This is a genomic window from Shewanella sp. 492 (assembly GCF_059338445.1).
In genome coordinates this window covers 3536898-3556576 of the sequence record NZ_CM181702.1, presented here as the reverse complement: position 1 = coordinate 3556576, position 19679 = coordinate 3536898, and the positions used below count along the sequence as shown (strand labels likewise).

The 19679-nt window shown below is 48.9% G+C and carries 14 protein-coding genes and 2 rRNA genes; 7 read left to right on the top strand and 9 right to left on the bottom strand.

Annotated features, from left to right (window positions below; genetic code table 11):
- Positions 1-61: 61 nt before the first annotated feature.
- Positions 62-2955 (top strand): 23S ribosomal RNA (locus tag AC5YBX_RS15635).
- A gap of 135 nt (positions 2956-3090) precedes the next feature.
- Positions 3091-3206: ribosomal RNA gene (gene rrf, locus AC5YBX_RS15630) — 5S ribosomal RNA — on the top strand.
- Between the two features lie 431 nt (positions 3207-3637).
- Here the strand turns inward: rrf and mutT are convergent.
- The 9 genes from mutT to nadC all read right to left on the bottom strand — a co-directional run bounded on the left by mutT (position 3638) and on the right by nadC (position 11862).
- A complete protein-coding gene (gene mutT, locus AC5YBX_RS15625) occupies positions 3638-4027 on the bottom strand; it encodes an 8-oxo-dGTP diphosphatase MutT (protein WP_494524007.1) in 390 nt (129 codons plus the stop codon).
- 3 nt (positions 4028-4030) lie between these two features.
- The gene (gene yacG / locus AC5YBX_RS15620; RefSeq protein ID WP_494520752.1) at positions 4031-4243 is read right to left on the bottom strand and encodes a DNA gyrase inhibitor YacG; all 213 of its coding nucleotides are present in this window, start codon (positions 4241-4243) and stop codon (positions 4031-4033) included.
- Positions 4244-4321: 78 nt separating this feature from the next.
- Positions 4322-5056: a cell division protein ZapD gene (zapD, locus tag AC5YBX_RS15615; RefSeq protein ID WP_494524006.1), complete on the bottom strand. Its 735-nt coding sequence runs from the start codon at positions 5054-5056 to the stop codon at positions 4322-4324.
- A gap of 7 nt (positions 5057-5063) precedes the next feature.
- The gene (gene coaE, locus AC5YBX_RS15610) at positions 5064-5669 is read right to left on the bottom strand and encodes a dephospho-CoA kinase (RefSeq protein WP_494520754.1); all 606 of its coding nucleotides are present in this window, start codon (positions 5667-5669) and stop codon (positions 5064-5066) included.
- 43 nt (positions 5670-5712) lie between these two features.
- The gene (locus AC5YBX_RS15605) at positions 5713-6624 is read right to left on the bottom strand and encodes a prepilin peptidase (protein ID WP_494524005.1); all 912 of its coding nucleotides are present in this window, start codon (positions 6622-6624) and stop codon (positions 5713-5715) included.
- A gap of 100 nt (positions 6625-6724) precedes the next feature.
- Positions 6725-8002 carry a type II secretion system F family protein gene (locus tag AC5YBX_RS15600; RefSeq protein ID WP_494524004.1) on the bottom strand — a complete coding sequence of 426 codons (1278 nt, stop codon included), beginning with the start codon at positions 8000-8002 and terminating at the stop codon, positions 6725-6727.
- A gap of 46 nt (positions 8003-8048) precedes the next feature.
- Positions 8049-9758, bottom strand: coding sequence for a type IV-A pilus assembly ATPase PilB (pilB, locus tag AC5YBX_RS15595; protein ID WP_494524003.1), 1710 nt, complete (start codon positions 9756-9758; stop codon positions 8049-8051).
- Positions 9759-9829: 71 nt separating this feature from the next.
- Positions 9830-10279 (bottom strand): type IV pilin protein, encoded by a 450-nt coding sequence (locus AC5YBX_RS15590; protein WP_494524002.1) that lies wholly within the window; start codon positions 10277-10279, stop codon positions 9830-9832.
- 701 nt (positions 10280-10980) lie between these two features.
- Positions 10981-11862: a carboxylating nicotinate-nucleotide diphosphorylase gene (gene nadC / locus AC5YBX_RS15585; protein WP_494524001.1), complete on the bottom strand. Its 882-nt coding sequence runs from the start codon at positions 11860-11862 to the stop codon at positions 10981-10983.
- A 638-nt stretch (positions 11863-12500) separates the two neighbouring features.
- Between nadC and ampD the strand changes: the two genes are divergently transcribed.
- From ampD to aceF, 5 genes are all read left to right on the top strand, one after another.
- A complete protein-coding gene (gene ampD, locus AC5YBX_RS15580; RefSeq protein WP_494524000.1) occupies positions 12501-13055 on the top strand; it encodes a 1,6-anhydro-N-acetylmuramyl-L-alanine amidase AmpD in 555 nt (184 codons plus the stop codon).
- Positions 13056-13103: 48 nt separating this feature from the next.
- Positions 13104-13955: a beta-lactamase regulator AmpE gene (gene ampE, locus AC5YBX_RS15575; RefSeq protein WP_494523999.1), complete on the top strand. Its 852-nt coding sequence runs from the start codon at positions 13104-13106 to the stop codon at positions 13953-13955.
- 202 nt (positions 13956-14157) lie between these two features.
- The gene (gene pdhR, locus AC5YBX_RS15570; protein ID WP_494520761.1) at positions 14158-14910 is read left to right on the top strand and encodes a pyruvate dehydrogenase complex transcriptional repressor PdhR; all 753 of its coding nucleotides are present in this window, start codon (positions 14158-14160) and stop codon (positions 14908-14910) included.
- Between the two features lie 70 nt (positions 14911-14980).
- Positions 14981-17647 carry a pyruvate dehydrogenase (acetyl-transferring), homodimeric type gene (gene aceE / locus AC5YBX_RS15565; protein ID WP_494523998.1) on the top strand — a complete coding sequence of 889 codons (2667 nt, stop codon included), beginning with the start codon at positions 14981-14983 and terminating at the stop codon, positions 17645-17647.
- Between the two features lie 11 nt (positions 17648-17658).
- Complete coding sequence (aceF, locus tag AC5YBX_RS15560) at positions 17659-19623, top strand: pyruvate dehydrogenase complex dihydrolipoyllysine-residue acetyltransferase (RefSeq protein ID WP_494523997.1); 1965 nt, start codon at positions 17659-17661, stop codon at positions 19621-19623.
- The last annotated feature ends 56 nt before the right edge of the window (positions 19624-19679 follow it).

The following is a 19679-nucleotide window of genomic DNA, read 5'->3' as shown; positions in this document are numbered from 1 at the left end:
CAACATCAAGCTTACCCGCTTGATAAAGTTTGTTTCCTTGTGAAACTCATTTGGGTTGTATGGTTAAGTGACTAAGCGTATACGGTGGATGCCTTGGCAGTCAGAGGCGATGAAGGACGTAGTAACTTGCGAAAAGCGTTGGCGAGCTAGTAACAAGCATTTGAGCTAACGATGTCCGAATGGGGAAACCCACATGCATAAGCATGTATCACAACATGAATACATAGTGTTGTGAGGCGAACCCGGGGAACTGAAACATCTAAGTACCCGGAGGAAAAGAAATCAACCGAGATTCCCCTAGTAGCGGCGAGCGAACGGGGATTAGCCCTTAAGCGTAGAGGGTGTTAGTGGAATGTGTTGGAAAGCACAGCGGCACAGGGTGATAGCCCCGTACATGAAAACTAACTTTACGTGAAAACGAGTAGGACGGGACACGTGACATCTTGTCTGAACATGGGGGGACCATCCTCCAAGGCTAAATACTCCTGACTGACCGATAGTGAACCAGTACCGTGAGGGAAAGGCGAAAAGAACCCCTGTGAGGGGAGTGAAATAGAACCTGAAACCGTATACGTACAAGCAGTGGGAGCGGTTCTTGAGACCGTGACTGCGTACCTTTTGTATAATGGGTCAGCGACTTACATTTTGTAGCGAGGTTAAGCGAATAGCGGAGCCGTAGGGAAACCGAGTGTTAACTGCGCGTTTAGTTGCAAGGTGTAGACCCGAAACCCGGTGATCTAGCCATGGGCAGGTTGAAGGTTGAGTAACATCAACTGGAGGACCGAACACACGTATGTTGAAAAATGCGGTGATGACTTGTGGCTGGGGGTGAAAGGCCAATCAAACCGGGAGATATCTGGTTCTCCTCGAAAGCTATTTAGGTAGCGCCTCGAGCGAATACCATTGGGGGTAGAGCACTGTTAAGGCTAGGGGGTCATCCCGACTTACCAACCCTTTGCAAACTCCGAATACCAATGAGTACTACTCGGGAGACACACGGCGGGTGCTAACGTCCGTCGTGAAAAGGGAAACAACCCAGACCATCAGCTAAGGTCCCAAAGTTATTGCTAAGTGGGAAACGATGTGGGAAGGCTTAGACAGCTAGGATGTTGGCTTAGAAGCAGCCATCATTTAAAGAAAGCGTAATAGCTCACTAGTCGAGTCGGCCTGCGCGGAAGATTTAACGGGGCTAAGCAATACACCGAAGCTATGGGTACTAGCGCTTGCGCTAGTGCGGTAGAGGAGCGTTCTGTAAGCCGTTGAAGGTGAAGGGGTAACCCACGCTGGAGGTATCAGAAGTGCGAATGCTGACATGAGTAACGATAAAGGGGGTGAAAAACCCCCTCGCCGAAAGACCAAGGGTTCCTGTCCAATGTTAATCAGGGCAGGGTGAGTCGACCCCTAAGGCGAGGCCGAAAGGCGTAGTCGATGGGAAACAGGTTAATATTCCTGTACTTCTGCTAACTGCGATGGAGAGACGGAGAAGGCTAGGCTAGCGCGGCGTTGGTTGTCCGCGTTTAAGGCTGTAGGTGGTGCACTTAGGCAAATCCGGGTGCACATACACTGAGAGTTGACGACGAGGTTCTACGGAACTGAAGTAGTTGATGCCATGCTTCCAGGAAAATCTTCTAAGCTTCAGGTTAGCAGGAATCGTACCCCAAACCGACACAGGTGGTTGGGTAGAGAATACCAAGGCGCTTGAGAGAACTCGGCTGAAGGAACTAGGCAAAATGGTACCGTAACTTCGGGAGAAGGTACGCTCCTGTTGGTGATGAGACTTGCTCTCTAAGCTGACGGGAGTCGCAGATACCAGGTGGCTGCAACTGTTTATCAAAAACACAGCACTGTGCAAACTCGCAAGAGGAAGTATACGGTGTGACGCCTGCCCGGTGCCGGAAGGTTAATTGATTGGGTTATCTTCGGAGAAGCTCATGATCGAAGCCCCGGTAAACGGCGGCCGTAACTATAACGGTCCTAAGGTAGCGAAATTCCTTGTCGGGTAAGTTCCGACCTGCACGAATGGCGTAATGATGGCCACGCTGTCTCCAGCCGAGACTCAGTGAAGTTGAAATTGCGGTGAAGATGCCGTATACCCGCGGCTAGACGGAAAGACCCCGTGAACCTTTACTATAGCTTGGCACTGAACATTGACCCTACATGTGTAGGATAGGTGGGAGACTTTGAAGCAGGAACGCCAGTTCTTGTGGAGTCAACCTTGAAATACCACCCTTGTAGTGTTGATGTTCTAACTCTGGCCCCTGAATCGGGGTTGAGGACAGTGCCTGGTGGGTAGTTTGACTGGGGCGGTCTCCTCCCAAAGAGTAACGGAGGAGCACGAAGGTTGGCTAAGTACGGTCGGACATCGTACGGTTAGTGCAATGGCATAAGCCAGCTTAACTGCGAGACATACACGTCGAGCAGGTGCGAAAGCAGGTCATAGTGATCCGGTGGTTCTGAATGGAAGGGCCATCGCTCAACGGATAAAAGGTACTCCGGGGATAACAGGCTGATACCGCCCAAGAGTTCATATCGACGGCGGTGTTTGGCACCTCGATGTCGGCTCATCACATCCTGGGGCTGAAGTCGGTCCCAAGGGTATGGCTGTTCGCCATTTAAAGTGGTACGCGAGCTGGGTTCAGAACGTCGTGAGACAGTTCGGTCCCTATCTGCCGTGGGCGTTGGATGATTGAAGGGAGCTGCTCCTAGTACGAGAGGACCGGAGTGGACGAACCGCTGGTGTTCGGGTTGTCATGCCAATGGCATTGCCCGGTAGCTACGTTCGGAATCGATAACCGCTGAAAGCATCTAAGCGGGAAGCGAGCCCTAAGATGAGTCATCCCTAGGACTTTAAGTCCTCTAAAGGGCCGTAGGAGACTACTACGTTGATAGGCAAGGTGTGTAAGCGTTGTGAGGCGTTGAGCTAACTTGTACTAATGACCCGTGAGGCTTAACCATACAACCCAAAAGGGTTTCTAACTAAGTGAATACTTAGCGAAAGAATACCGACACTTGATTTAGTGTGACCAATTTTAATATCTCTTGCTTCTTGAAATACAGAATTGAGAGCAGCTTTCTAAATTTCCAAATTTGTCTGGAAACCATAGCATTGTGGTACCACCTGATCCCATCCCGAACTCAGAAGTGAAACGCAATCGCGCCGATGGTAGTGTGGGGTCTCCCCATGTGAGAGTAGGTCATTTCCAGACGCCTAATACGATAAAGCCCGTTGCTAATGCAACGGGCTTTTTTCGTTTTAGCCTGGAGATAACCACTCGAACATGGGGAAGTAAATAGTTCGAACGTAGTGAGGTGTAACCCATGTGATAGTAGGGCGAATATCGCGTAAGCGATGTGCATATGAGCGCGAAGCTTTAGCGTAGCTGGCCATAACAGACACCACTTTGGTTTTCACTTTGTAGAAAAGTGAAGACAAAACAGTAACGATAAATCCCCAGCATTTTGTGTTGGGGATTTTTTCGTTTAACCGCTATTGAAATGACCACTCGAACATGGGCGCTAAGTAGCGCGTGCAAAGCATGCTGCAATTCATATGATAGGCAGTGAATAGCTGCTGCATTCTCTACATCCACGTAGGGCATAGAAAGTCCAATATCTGTAGATATTGGACTACATGGCACTATAAAGAGAGAAGTTTTTCTATGATAGGGCTATTAGCGGCGGGGAAGTCATATTCTGTTAATGTATTGAACTCTGCCCATGTGACTGCTTGGCCTTCAAGGCCGCGAGGCTCTCCTGAGAAGGCTTTTACTAGATGAATGTCGAGTAGGACTTGTTTGTCGGGATAATCGTGAGCAATTGTCATTAGAGGCGTTGTATCGCTAACTGTAATGTTAACCTCTTCCTGCAACTCTCTGATTAGTGCTTGTGAGGTGGTTTCGTTATTTTCAACCTTACCACCGGGAAACTCCCATTTTCCGCCCTGATGTAGATGGTCTGGGCGTTTGGCCAGCAATACTTGGTTGGCGGCATTAATGACAACACCTACGGCGACATGTACGCGTTTCATTGGTTAGTTGTCCTTGAAAAAATCTGCTTCATCATACCCGAGTGCATCTAAGGAGTCGGCATCGAATTCTGGTTTAACCGGAATGGCATGTTTCTCTGATGCCCAGTCGCCTAGATCGATTAACTTGCAGCGTTCGCTGCAGAAGGGTTTAAATTTAGATGTGGCAGTCCATTCTACCTCGGTTTTGCAGGTTGGACAGTTTACTACAGTTGGCATAAAGGCTCCCATTGACGCTCGTTGAATATACCAATCGATCCTGTTCAGTCGATTAGCATTAGGCCAATGGTAATCAGTTTAGCGGCAGGTTGCCAACATAAAGTCGATGGTTTGGTCTGAATGTTTTTGTTGCTCAAACCCGACGAAGTGGATAGCGTAACGGTTGCGATTACCGCTAATGGTGGGGTAGCACCCTTGCGAGGCGTCCAGTTTCACTCTAATCAATGATAGGGCTTGGTCGCTACTGCCTTGATAAAATCCTGCGACTGCGGTGGTGGTGGTGTAATGGGTGGTTTTACGGGTTAACTCAAGCAGTAGTTTAATTGGAGTCAGTAAGCAGTCGAAGTGTGCTATCCAGGCTCGATATTCTTGCTGACGGGTTTCGAAGGGTTTTGCTAACCAAAAATGCAGTTGGGGCAGGTCAAAGTTACAACACGCACCCGGCATACCAAATCGTTGCCTCAGTGCGGATAAAAAGCGGTCTTGTTTGAGTGCTTGTCCAGGGCGCTGACAGTGGATTAAACATTTTCTGGCATCTTGCAATTTGTCGATAAAGTCTGTGAGCTGCTGTTTATCTATATCGCTTTGCGTTTGCCACTGTTTTAAATGTTGCAGCTGTTTATCGATATCTTTGATGATTTCACCGCGATAGTCACAACGCTCGGTGAGTGCACACAAGGAAAACAATGGGTAAAAACATCGATGTTGATGATCTTGATCTAGATTACTTTGCAGCTGATTGGCAAGAAATTCGAGTCGCAAATAGCTGCGAGTCTTCTCGTTGAGTGGCTGTTCATAGATCAATTCATTCATGACATTATCAAGTGTGGCCGGCTAGTGTTAGGTATTTATTATGTAATACAGCTACCTTGCCTTTTAATGCTGATATCGTTCCATGATTGTCGATGACATCATCAGCTTTTGACAGTTTTTCGGCTCTACTGGCCTGACTGTTTATTATATTTTGCACTTGCTCTGCACTCACTGCATCGCGCTCGACGGTTCGCTTGGTTTGTAGTTCCGGCGAAATATCAACCACTAAGGTGCAATTGACTAAGCTATCTAAACCGTTCTCAAATAGCAAGGGCACAACTAAAATAGCGTAGGGTGAATTGGCTTTTTTTAATTGGGCTAGCATTTCTGCTCTAATTCGCGGGTGTAACAGTGCGTTAAGCCATTCACGTTCGGCAGCGTTACTAAAAATACGTTGTCTTAATGCTGCTCGGTTAAGTTCGCCATTATCGAGTAAGATGGTTTCGCCAAAGTGTTCGACAATTTTAGTTAATCCTTCACTGCCTTTGGCGACCACGTCTCGGCTGACAATATCGGCATCAACCAAGGTGACACCTAGCTCGGCAAACAGGTTAGCCACGGTCGTCTTGCCACTGCCTATTCCACCTGTTAATCCGACAACAAAATTAGCCATGGCTGTAAACCCTCAACGAAGTGTAAAAGACAAAGGTACGTGATTAAAGGGTGGCCAAGTAGGCGCTGACTATTTGTTCGCCCCACAGCATGGCAATCCAACCTGCAATAGCGATATAAGGGCCAAACGGAATAGGGTTACCCGAGTTAATTTTCTTATTGACGATCATCGCTATGCCCACTAAAGCACCGACTACCGATGATAACAATATGATCAAGGGCAGCATCTGCCAACCTAACCAGGCACCAAAAACGGCTAGCAGCTTAAAATCGCCGTAGCCCATGCCTTCCTTGCCTGTGAGTAATTTAAAGCCCCAAAAGACGCTCCATAGGCTCATGTAACCCGCCGCGGCGCCAATAAGGGCATCGGTGCTAGTGGCAAAGGTACCGTTGAGGTTAATGAGTAAACCTAACCAGAGTAGCGGTAAGGTGATTTGATCGGGCAGTAGCATTTCGTCGAGATCGATAAAGGTCAATGCCAACAGGGCGAAGGTAAGCAATGTTGCCAAGGCAAATTGCCAAGTGGGACCAAAGTGCAGGGCTAAATACGCCACGGCAAGGCCGGTTATCGCTTCAATTATCGGGTAGCGGGCCGAAATTGGCATGCTGCAGCTGGCGCAGCGACCTTTAAGCATTAACCAACCTACTATGGGAAGATTATGCCAAGGTTTGATGGCGGCATTGCACTTAGGGCAAGATGAGCCAGGGACAATCAAATTGTATTTGGCCGGAAAGGCATCGATAGGTGCATCGAGTTTGTCGGTGATGGGGGCAATTAAGGGCTGATGGTATTCCTTGAGGTAGTGGTTGCATTCCTGCTGCCACTCACGTTTCATCATCACCGGTAAACGGTGGATCACCACATTGAGAAAGCTGCCAATATTGGCGGCAAAGACAAAACTGAGGGCGGCAAACAGCCAAGGGTGCTGCGCCATTAAATCGATAAATTGAGTCATTATTATACTTATCTACTTGCTATTTCTGCTTGCTATTAAACGGTTACGACCAATGGCATCTATGATGCTCAGTCGTCAGCCTATGATTTAGTCAATGATATCAGCCAACCACATTACCCAGTTGGAAGATGGGCAAATACATGCCGACAATCAAGCCACCAACAAGTGTTCCGATCACTACCATCATAACGGGCTCGATAAGGCTAGATAAGCCATCGACGGCATCATCTACCTGCATCTCGTAGATATTAGCCACCTTATTAAGCATCTCATCGAGGCCGCCAGACTCTTCACCAATCATCACCATCTGGGTCAGCATATCGGGAAATAGGCCGGTAGTGCGCATGGCAACGTTCATCTGCATGCCTGACATCACCTCTTGGCGCACATTCAGCAGGGCCTTGCGATAGACATAGTTGCCCGATGCGCCGGCGGCCGACTCTAAGCCATCGATCAATGGCACGCCGGCGGCGAAGGTGGTGGCTAAGGTTCTGGCAAAACGCGCCATGGCCGCTTTATGCAAAATATTGCCTATGGCAGGTGTTTTTAAAATTACTTGGTCGACGCGATTACGAAAGTTTTGTGATGTCAGGTGTGCTCTTTTAAAGGCTATTACAGATATGACTATACCTATAACAAAAAAGTACCAAGAAGTCTGCAGCCAACGAGATAGGCCAATAATCATCTGAGTAAAAGAAGGCAGCTCGGCGCCAAAACCATTAAAGATCTCTTCAAATTGTGGCACTACAAAAAGTAATAGTAAGGCGGTAACACCAATCGCCACTATCACTACGGCAGCCGGATAAAACATGGCTTTTTTGATTTTAGATTTTAGCGCCTCGGCTTTTTCGCGGTAAGTGGCGATTCTGTCAAACACCGCATCGAGGGAGCCTGAGTGCTCACCGGCGGCCACAAGGTCGACATACAGGTCGTCGAAATATTTGCGGTGGGGTCTCAGTGAGTCCGACAGCGGGATACCCGACTGCACATCGCCGACTATGGTGGCGAGCAGTTCACGCATCTTAGGTTTTTCATGGCCGCGGCCGAGCATCTCTAGGGTGGTCACAATGGGCACGCCGGCGGCCAACATGGTGGCAATCTGGCGGGTCATCATGGCGATATCCATGGCGGTGATCTTAGGGTCGCTTTTAAAAAGCGATTCGGCTTTTTTCTTAACGACTTTAGGGTTCACCCCTTGGGACTTTAGCTGGGCTTTAATTTCGGCAGCCGAGGTGCCGCGCAGCTCGCCGCCGGTTTTTTTGCCATCGCGATTGGTGCCTTTCCACTCGAAGGTGACGACCTTGGGCTGCGCCTTAGCCGTTTTGCTCTTTTTGCTTTTTGATGAAGTTTTTGCTTTGGCAAGTGATGGGCTGGCCATGGGTTATCCTTGTTAGATTAAGTTTCTAGGCGCTAGAGAATAGGCACTAGAAGCTGGTCACACGGTTAATTTCGGCAATGCTGGTGACGCCGGCAATCACTTTACGCAGGCCAGAACCGCGCAGGTCACGCATGCCTTGCTCCTTGGCTTGGCTGGCAATTTGCAGCGAATTACCGCCTTCCATGATGGTGCGGGCTATTTCATCTGACATCTTCATCACCTCATAAATACCGACGCGGCCTTTATAGCCACCTGAGCAAAGGTCGCAGCCCACAGGCTTATACACGGTAAAGCCCTCATCGATTTGCATCTGGGTAAAGCCGAGCCTTAACAGCTCATCTTCTGGCACCTCTTCTGGCTCGCGGCACTCGGTGCATAGGCGTCTGGCAAGGCGCTGGGCAATAATCAAGTTGACCGAGCTGGCAATGTTATAGCCGGGCACGCCCATATTGATCAAACGGGTTAAGGTTTCGGCCGCCGAGTTAGTGTGCAGGGTCGAGAGCACTAAGTGGCCGGTTTGCGCCGCCTTGATGGCGATTTCTGCGGTTTCGAGATCGCGAATTTCCCCCACCATCACCACGTCGGGGTCTTGGCGTAAAAATGAGCGTAGCGCCGAGGCGAAGGTGAGGCCTGCTTTTAAGTTAATGTGAACCTGATTAACGCCCTCTAAGTTTATTTCGACCGGATCTTCGGCGGTGGAGATATTGCGCTCTTCGGTGTTGAGAATATTCAGCCCGGTATAGAGAGAGACGGTTTTACCCGAGCCTGTAGGGCCGGTGACTAAGATCATCCCTTGGGGTTTGGCCAGCATCTGCTCATACAGCTCGCGCTGATCGTCTTCATAGCCGAGCTTTTCGATGCCGAGCTGCGCCGAGGATGAGTCTAAGATACGCATTACGATTTTTTCGCCCCAGATGGTGGGCAGGGTGCTAACCCGAAAATCGATAGATTTAGTGCGCGACAGCTTCATCTTGATGCGGCCATCTTGTGGCACGCGGCGCTCGGCAATATCAAGCTTTGACATCACCTTGAGGCGGGCCGAGATACGCCCCGAGAGATTCACCGGCGGCTCGGAGACTTGATGCAATATGCCATCGACGCGAAAGCGGATGCGGTAGCGCTTCTCGTAAGGCTCAAAGTGTAAGTCCGACGCCCCTTTGCGGATGGCATCGGTCAAAATTTTATTGATATAGATAACAATGGGCGCATCGTCACTGGAATCCCCTGTCGGCTCATCATTTCGCTTGTAGGTATCGGTAATTTCGATACCCGAGAGTGAGTCGGCATCTATGCCGTCTAAATCCAGCGCCGAGATATCCTCTTCGAGCACCTTTTCTAGCGCTTTGGTGAGTTTGTCATCTTCAACTAAAATGGCTTCGGCGTGCAGGCCGGCGCTAAATTGAAAATCCTCAAGGGCGGCAATATTGGTGGGATCTGAGGTACCAATATAGAGGCGGTTACCGCGTTTAAACAGCGGCAGGCAGCGGTGTTTCTCTATGAGTTTACGATTGAGAAAGTCTTCGGGGATGCTGCTCAGGTCAAATTCATTCAGGTCCAGTAGCGGCGTGCCATACTCTTCATAACAGAGCTCGGCAATCTCACGGGCGGAGATCAGCTTATCTGCGATAATTGAAGATACCAAAGATTGTTTCGCTTGGCGAGATTTAGCAACGGCTATTGTTATCTGCTCTTCATTGAGTAGATTCTTACGTATAAATAATGTTGATAATCCTAAATGCAGTCCTGAAGTAGGCATATTATGAGTTGTGTTCCTTAAAAGGTAGCATACAGAGATAGACTCTTAAGCCTATCTCTGTATTTATTCAATTAGCTACCCGCGGTAACATTTTTGCCTGCGCCATCAGCACATTGAGTGGCTGTTGTTGAGCCCGCTCCTGCAGAATCAACGGTTGCAACATATGAGACAGTACCTTCGTCTGTTACTGTTGCAGTGATAATACATGTACCATCAGTATAGGCTAATGTATTTCCTGATGCTTCGTCAAAAGCTCCACCCACTGAAAGTTCAGCAACATTTGTCGCATCAGTTGCAATAGAATCACAGCCTACACCTGATTGAACACAAGCGACAGCTTTAGAAGTGAAAGCACTTACGCCTTTCATTGCAGCACCACCATGGGAAGCTGCTACGTAATCGCGGTAAGCTGGAAGTGCAACTGCGGCTAGAATACCGATGATCGCGACTACGATCATCAATTCGATTAGGGTGAAACCCTTGGCATTGCTCATTTGTTTGTTCAATTGGATACCTTTCATTGTTACGCTCTCCGTCGGACGATAATTTTATCTTATTGTTTACTATTTATAGCTATTTATAACTATTTATAACTAGTTGGTAGCTAGCGCACCTAATTAACTGCCGTTCACTTGAGGGATCACTGCTGTGTTGCAGCGTTCACCTTGTGAAAGTTAGCATGTTAATAAGTTGTACTGCATGGGTGTATCGTATGTCGTTTCGGCAAACTACACCACTGCCGCTAGCCGTTATCTTAGCCGAATTACGACTTTCGACTGAGTAATTAGTCTAGCTTGGCGGTGAGCTGGCCGAAATGGCCATCTCGCCTGCTGTCAACGTTATTACAAAGTTAATCTAAATGGAACTCCCTATGACAACAAAGTACTAATTTAGCGATAAATTTGTCTAATAGGGAGATGGTTTTGTCAAAATAGTTCTAACATTTTTTTGTCGTTAACTAAAGAAATGACACTTAGGCCAGATACGTCAAAAAAATGGTGTTGCTTAAATGAGCGGGTCTGTTGCGTAAATGCAAAGGTGAGTCAAATTGTTGTCAGTCGTAAGTCGTACACTGGTGCTAAGGGGAAGACGGTACTAAGGCTAGGGGCTAGGGGTTAGACGGTACTAAGGCTAGGGGGTAGGGGCTAGGCTTGAGCTGCTTGCTACTCGATTTTAGCTTTAAGCGCTCCTAGGTTTTTGGCCTAGGAGCGAGGCAAGGGGACTACTCTTTTAATCTTAAGGAGAGATCCAGTGCTTTGAGGTGTTTGGTGAGCGCCCCGACAGAGATGTAATCGACACCTGTGCTGGCAAAGTCGCCGATGGTGTCTAAGGTGACGTTACCCGATACCTCAAGCTTAGCGCGCTGGGCCTCGGGGTAGCGGTTATTAAGCTCTACCGCCTGTAACATCATGGTGACGTCGAAATTATCTAGCATCACGATATCGCTTTGGGCGTCTAAGGCTTGGGTTAACTCGTCGAGGCTTTCGACCTCAACTTCGACCAGTTTATCGCTGGCCAGTTGGCGGGCGGCGCTGATGGCGTTGGCAATTGAGCCACAGGCCATGATGTGATTTTCTTTGATTAAAAAGGCATCGTATAAGCCGATACGATGATTTTGTCCGCCACCACAGGTGACCGCGTATTTTTGCGCGGTGCGCAGCCCGGGGATAGTTTTGCGGGTATCGAGCAGTTTACAGTGAGTGCCAGCGATCCTATCGACATAATGTTTCGTTAGGGTGGCCACGCCCGATAAGGTTTGGATAAAGTTCATGGCGGTGCGCTCACCGGTTAAGATGGCGCGCGCCGGACCGGAGAGTTCACACAATACTTGATTGGGCACGAGTAGATCGCCGTCATCGACATGCCAATGCAGGGCGACTTCGCTACCGAGCTGATTAAAGACCTGTTCTGCCCACGCCTTACCGCAAAATACCCCCTCTTCACGGGTGATCAGTGTTGCCTGTGCGTAGCGATCGCTGGGGATCAGTTGGGCGGTAATGTCGGCGCTTAGCTTCTCTTGGGCACTCAAATTACTGTCCGCTTGGTAGCCTAAATCTTCTTCGAGGGCGATTTTAACCGCGAGTCTTATATCATTTTCCAACATGTTTCTGTCCTCTGTGAGCAGCAGTCTTGGGTGACGGTTGTCGGCCTAGGCTCATTTGTGCCGTTGATGAATCATTCTGGTGGCGTCAATGCCTAGCGGTGTTATGCCTGTGGCTCGTACTCGTTACTCGTATAGTCGTTGCTAGCACTCTTGTTGTGTATCTCGATGATATCAAATCCGAATCTGAAAAAGCAGTGTAAATTGTAGATTGAATTTTAGTGCTTATGGCCGCTAAAAGAGCGATTTGTCATCAAGAATCATGCTAATAACTGACTCGTTAGCGGCGGGCGCAGGGTAACGGGAGCGCTGGAGGTGATTAATACTGGGTTTACCGCGCACCGCTGACGGCTTAACTAGCGAGGTGAGGCAAATGCAGGTAAAGTGAATTTCGCGTTTATTTTTGCTATGTTGAGCGCGGTTAATCGGCGCTTATAGCTCTGTGTTAATAGCTCTGAATTAATAGTCCTTAGTGAATAGCCCTAAGTTAATAGAGGTCTTGGTTAATACAGCCCTGTGGTTAATAGAGCTGGGTTAATAGATTAGGCTTAAGCTTGGTTTAGCATGCGCGATGGCGACATAAGCCGGTAGCCAACTTAGATAAAAGTCGTGAGAGGCAAACTAGCCCCATTCGAGGCAAGATGAGTAAACTAACAATGCAAGGCGATGGCTGGGTTAGCCACGCAAGGCGATGTGTATCGCCGCACTTTAACCTGCGCCCTCATGGTGAGGTGAGTTTATTGGTGATCCATAATATTAGCTTACCGGCAGGACAATTCGGTTTGCCTTATATTGATCAGCTGTTTCAGGGCTGTATTGATGTGAGCGCCGACGACAGTTTTTGTGAGTTGGCCCAATTAACCGTATCGGCCCATTTTTTAATTCGCCGCGATGGGGAATTAGTGCAGTATGTCAGCTGTGATGACAGAGCTTGGCATGCAGGGGTGTCGTGTTATCAGGGGCGTGAAGGGTGTAATGATTTTGCCATTGGGATTGAGTTAGAGGGTACAGATGATATTGCTTACACCGATGCCCAATATGCAACATTACAACAATTAACCTTAGCCTTGTTTGCGGCCTACCCTATGCTCAATGGCGAGCGAATAGTAGGACACTGTGATATCGCGCCTGGGCGTAAAACCGACCCTGGTGCGAGTTTTGACTGGTCTAGGTATAAGGAGGGTTTACTCGGGTAAGCCGAATAAGCCGAATAAGACGATTAATGACAGGGTAAGGAGACTGAGATGGCGCTGTTTTCGTTATTGATAGCGATTATGATTGAGCGGTTAAAGCTGTTGCCACAAGCTTGGCAGCTAGAGACGTTATTGGCTTTATATAGCAAAACGTTCTTTGGAGCTAAATCGCTGAAAAGTGAGCCAATGATGCTGCTGGCACTGCTGTTACCCGCGGTGAGTGTGCTGGTATTAAGCTGGTTGGTTGCAGGGATGTTTTGGGGCGTGGTGAGTTTACTATTATGGTCTGTGGTGGCCATTGTATGCTTTAGTCATCTCAAGCAGCGGCAAGTCTTTAAGCAATATATTCAAGCGGCCTGCCGAGGGGATGCGCAAGCATGTTATCACTTTGCCGAGGCGCTTGATCCCAGTGTTAGCCTCGATGCGATATCGGAAACCGACTTAGGCGCCAAAGTCGGCCAGACTGTGGCTTGGCTTAACTACCGTTTTTATGGCGCTGTGGCGCTGTATTTGATTTTCTTTGGGCCAGCTGGCGCCGTGCTTTATTGTACCGTGCGTTATTTTTATGATGAGGCCGCTAGCCAAAAAATCCACTTACCGCTGGTGGGCTCGGCGTTGACTGTGCTTGATTGGTTACCGAGTCGCCTGATCGCGTTTGGTTATGTTTTGAGCGGTCATTTTTCGGCTGCTTTTAGTCGCTGGCGTCGCTTGGCGTTGCAGTGGCAAATGCCAGCCAAAACCCTACTGACCGAAGTGGCCCTAGCGGCAGAAACTATCGAGCCTTCATCGACCACACCGATATGCGTGCAATCGACTATCTCTTTGCTACAGTTGAGTAAGCGTAATTTTATCCTCTTGGTCACGGGCCTTTCTTTGTTAACGATATTTGGTGTCGTGGCATAGTCGCCGAAAGGTAAAGGGGGATGAAGGTCGGCCTTGTGAGTGGTAAATGGTCTGACCCCTTGCCGTAAAATTTCCGCTATCCTCACAAATTCTGAGGCAGTATGAAGCAGATCACGAACTAGACATCTGAAATGTGATTTGATAAAGTGCGCTCAGTCAATTAAATTGGTAAGACCAATTTACAATAGGAGCTGAGGCCCATATGGCTTATAGCAAAATCAACCAGCCAAAAATCTCTGACGTGATCATGGGTCAGTTGGAGCAGATGATCCTCGAAGGGAGTCTGCAACCGGGACAAAAATTACCGCCAGAGCGTGAATTGGCACTGCAATTTGAAGTCTCTCGACCCTCTCTTCGTGAAGCCATTCAAAAGTTAGAAGCAAAAGGATTGTTGCTCCGTCGTCAAGGCGGTGGCACTTATGTCAAAGAACAACTTTGGCAGAGCCTGGCAGATCCTATTGTGGAGCTGATGCACAGCGATTCTGAGAGTCAATACGACCTACTCGAGTTTCGTCACGCCACTGAAGGCATGATGGCTTATTTTGCGGCGCTTCGGGGTACCGATGCGGATATGCAAAACATCAAACAAAAAATCCAAGCGGTAGAAGCCGCTCCTAATATTGAGGAGCAGGCTGAAGCAATCGTGTGTTTTTATCGCGCGGTTGCCGAGGCATCACATAATGTGGCGATGCTACACTTGGTATTAAGTTTATCTCCCGTGCTGCATAAGAATGTGGCGCAAAACTTAGAGTTGCTTAAGCGCAGAGCTGACGCCTCTAAGATGGCAAATGAGCATCGGCGAGATCTACTCGCCGCTATCGTGCGCCGCGATCCCGACGCAGCAAGAGAAGCCTCGAATGAACATTTAAGTTATATCGAGGAAGTGATGTTGTCTGTGCGGGAAGAAGACAGTCGGTTGCAGCGTAGTCTGCGCCGCTTAAAGAGTGGTGTTTAGGCAAAGGTCCTTAGCAACATTTTTTATCACTTAATTCATATTATTCATGTATATAGGGAAGGACTGCGAAATGTCTGAACATATGCTACAAGATTTAGATCCGTTAGAGACTCAAGAGTGGGTAGATTCACTGCAAGCTGTATTAGAGCAGGAAGGCCCAGAGCGCGCGCACTATCTGTTAGAAAAGCTAATCGATAAGGCGCGTCGTAACGGCACCCATCTACCTTATAAAGCGACGACTGCGTATTTAAATACGATTCCTGCTGGCCAAGAGCCACACATGCCAGGCAACCAAGAGATGGAGCGTCGTATCCGCGCTATCGTACGTTGGAATGCCTTGGCTATGGTACTGCGCGGATCGAAAAAAGATCTTGAGCTAGGTGGTCACATTTCCAGTTTTGCCTCTAGTGCCACGATTTACGATGTATGTTTTAACCACTTTTTCCGCGCGCCTAATGAAAAAGATGGCGGCGATTTGGTGTATTTCCAAGGTCATATCGCGCCGGGTATCTACTCGCGTTCATTCCTTGAAGGGCGTATTACCGAAGATCAGATGAACAACTTCCGTCAAGAAGTTGATGGTAAAGGTCTCTCTTCATACCCACACCCTAAGTTAATGCCTGACTACTGGCAGTTCCCTACAGTTTCTATGGGTCTTGGTCCTATCCAGGCGATTTACCAAGCCCGTTACCTTAAGTATCTTACCGACCGTGGTCTGAAAGATTGCTCTGAGCAAACCGTATACTGCTTCTTGGGTGATGGTGAGTGTGATGAGCCAGAAACATTAGGTGCTATCGGCCTTGCTGCTCGTGAAGAGTTGGATAACTTGGTGTTTATTGTTAACTGTAACTTACAGCGTCTCGATGGCCCTGTGCGTGGTAACGGTAAGATCATCCAAGAGCTTGAAGGCGAGTTCCGCGGCGCAGGCTGGGAAGCGGTTAAAGTGATTTGGGGTCGTTACTGGGATCCACTATTAGCGCGTGATACTAGCGGTAAGCTACTGCAGTTGATGGAAGAAACCGTTGATGGTGAATACCAAAACTGTAAAGCCAAAGGCGGCGCGTACACGCGTGAGCACTTCTTTGGTAAATACCCAGAGACTGCCGAGATGGTGGCTAACATGTCTGATGATGACATTTGGCGTCTAAACCGTGGTGGTCATGATCCCGTTAAGATTTTTGCTGCGCTGCAGCATGCTAAAAACACCAAGGGTCGTCCAACGGTTATCCTAGCCAAAACCGTAAAAGGTTATGGTATGGGTGATGCGGGTGAAGGTAAAAACATCGCCCACAACGTGAAGAAGATGGGGGTTGAATCACTTAAATACTTCCGCGATCGTTTCAATATTCCGATTAGCGATGACCAATTAGAAGAGATTCCTTTCTATCATCCAGGTGCCGATTCTGAAGAGGTTAAGTACCTTAAAGCGCGTCGTGAAGAGCTGCATGGGGCTATGCCTGCGCGTCGCTCTAAATTCTCAGAAGATCTAGAAGTGCCATCGCTGAAGATTTTTGATTCAGTGCTTAAAGGTTCTAACGGCCGTGAAATTTCAAGCACCATGGCGTTTGTACGTATTCTGACTGCACTGCTTAAAGACAAGAAAATCGGTAAGCGGATCGTGCCAATTATTCCTGATGAAGCGCGTACTTTTGGTATGGAAGGCCTGTTCCGTCAAGTGGGTATTTACGCTCACGAAGGGCAGAAGTATATCCCACAAGACTCTGATCAAGTGGCTTACTACCGCGAAGATAAGTCGGGCCAAGTACTGCAAGAAGGGATTAACGAGCTAGGTGCTATGTCATCTTGGGTCGCGGCGGCAACTAGTTATTCGGTTAACGACATGCCAACGATCCCTTTCTATATCTATTACTCTATGTTTGGTTTCCAACGTATTGGCGATATGGCATGGGCGGCTGGCGATATGCGTGCGCGCGGCTTTATGGTCGGTGGCACCTCAGGGCGTACCACGCTTAACGGCGAAGGTCTGCAGCATCAAGATGGTCACAGCCATGTATTAGCCAACACAATTCCAAACTGTATCTCTTATGATCCCACTTACGGTTATGAGATTGCGGTTGTGGTTCAAGATGGTATCCGTCGTATGTATGGCGAAAACCAAGAAGATATCTTCTACTACTTGACCACAATGAACGAAAACTACGTTCAGCCAGAAATGCCTGAAGGCGCCGAAGAAGGTATCGTTAAAGGTATCTACAAGCTTGAGTCTGTTTCGGGCAGCGGCAAGGGTAAGGTACAGCTTATGGGCTGTGGCACCATCCTTGAGCAAGTGCGTAAAGCGGCGCAAGCGCTGGCAAAAGATTTCGGTATTTCGTCAGATGTCTTTAGCGTCACTAGCTTTAACGAGCTAACTCGCGATGGTCAGGCTGCCGAGCGTTACAACATGCTGCACCCAACTGAAACGCCAAAGCAGGCTTACATTAGCCAAGTGCTATCGAGTGATGCTCCTGCGATTGTGGCCACCGACTATATGAAGATATACGGCGAGCAACTGCGCGCGTATGTGCCAACCGATTACAAAGTACTCGGTACTGACGGTTTCGGCCGCAGTGACAGCCGCGAAAACTTACGTCATCACTTTGAAGTGGACGCTAAGTTTATTGTTATCGCTGCACTTAAGTCACTTGTTGACCGCAATGAATTGCCAGTGGATGTGTTGACTAAAGCGATTGCTGAATATGGCATCGACGTTGACAAGATCAACCCACAGTACGCGTAAGGGGACAGATAATGGCTGAATTAAAAGAAGTGTTAGTCCCCGATATTGGTGGGGATGAAGTACAAGTTATCGAGATCTGCGTTGCTGTCGGTGACAGCATCGAAGCAGAAGAGTCGATCATTACGGTAGAAAGCGATAAGGCGACCATGGATATTCCTGCGCCTTTCGCGGGTACCCTTGCTGAGCTGAAAGTGGCCGTGGGCGACACCGTGTCAGAAGGCACCTTGATTGCGATGATGAGTGCCGCGGGGGCAGAGACTGCAGCGCCTGCGCCAGCAGCGGAAACGCCAGCACCAGCACCAGCCGCGCCGGTTGCTGAGCCTACTCCTGTAGCCGCACCAGCTGCTGCAGCGCCATCGGCGTCACAAATCATTGAAGTGACCGTGCCTGATATCGGTGATGCGTCAGATGTTGATGTGATTGAAGTATTAGTGGCTGTGGGCGACAGTATCGACGTGGATACAGGGCTTATTACCCTTGAAACCGATAAAGCTACCATGGAGGTGCCTGCACCTGCTGCAGGCGTGGTGACTGAACTGAAAGTCGCTGTGGGTGATAAGGTGTCTCAAGGCTCGCTAGTATTGATGCTGCAAGTTGCTGGTGGTGAAGCCGCTGCGCCTGCACCCGTTGCAGAGGCTGCTCCAGCTCCTGCAGCCGCGCAAGCAACAACTACGGTTGAAGTGAAAGAGATTGCCGTGCCAGATATTGGCGATGCATCTGATGTCGATGTGATTGAAGTGTTGGTGGCTGTCGGCGATATGATTGAAGCCGACCAAGGCCTTATCACGCTTGAAACCGATAAAGCGACCATGGAAGTGCCAGCGCCATTTGCCGGTAAACTGGTGTCGTTAACGGTGAAGGTGGGCGATAAAGTGTCTCAAGGTAGTGTGATTGCTACGGTTGAAACTCAGTCTGCTGCGCCAGCTGCAGCACCTACACCAGCCGCAGCGCCCGCGCCAGTTGCTCCTGCTGCGCCTGTACAGGCTCCAGCGGCCAGTAAGCCGCCAGTACCGCATCACCCAAGTGCCGGTAGCACGCCTAAGACAGGCGCGGTTCATGCCTCACCTGCAGTGCGCCGTTTAGCACGCGAATTTGGTGCCGACTTAAACCTAGTTACTGGTACTGGACGTAAAGGACGTATTCTTAAGGAAGACGTTCAGGCGTTTATCAAGTATGAGCTAAGCCGTCCAAAAGCCACTGCGGCGACAGCCGTTGCGGGTGGCGCTGGTGGGCTGAATGTGATTGCCGCACCTAAGGTTGATTTTGCTAAGTTTGGTGAAGTGGAAGAAGTACCACTGAGCCGTATTCAGAAGATCTCGGGTCCAAACCTTCACCGTAACTGGGTCACGATCCCGCATGTGACACAGTTTGATGAGGCCGATATCACTGAGATGGAAGCGTTCCGTAAGCAGCAAAATGAGCTGGCGGCTAAGCAGAAGAGCGGCATCAAGATCACCCCATTGGTGTTTATGATGAAAGCCGTTGCTAAGACACTGCAACAGTTCCCAGTGTTCAACGCTAGCTTGAGCCCTGATGGCGAGTCGCTGATCAAGAAGAAGTACTACCACATCGGTGTGGCGGTCGATACGCCTAACGGTTTGGTCGTGCCGGTTGTACGTGATGTCGATAAGAAAGGCATTCTTGAATTATCTGCCGAGCTGATGGAGATCTCTATCAAGGCCCGTGACGGTAAGCTAAAAGCGACCGACATGCAGGGCAGCTGTTTCACCATCTCTAGCCTTGGCGGTATTGGTGGCACAGCATTTACACCGATTGTGAATTACCCTGATGTGGCGATTCTTGGTGTGTCTAAGTCAGAGATTAAACCTAAGTGGAATGGTAAAGATTTCGAGCCTAAGTTAATGTTGCCGCTGTCTTTATCTTATGATCACCGCGTTATCGATGGCGCTATGGCCGCACGCTTCAGTGTGACGCTGTCAAGTATGCTGTCCGACATACGCACACTTATTTTGTAATGATTAAGGCTACTCAGGTTGAGTAGCCTTTTGTTTAACTCGTTGAAAGGTTAAAA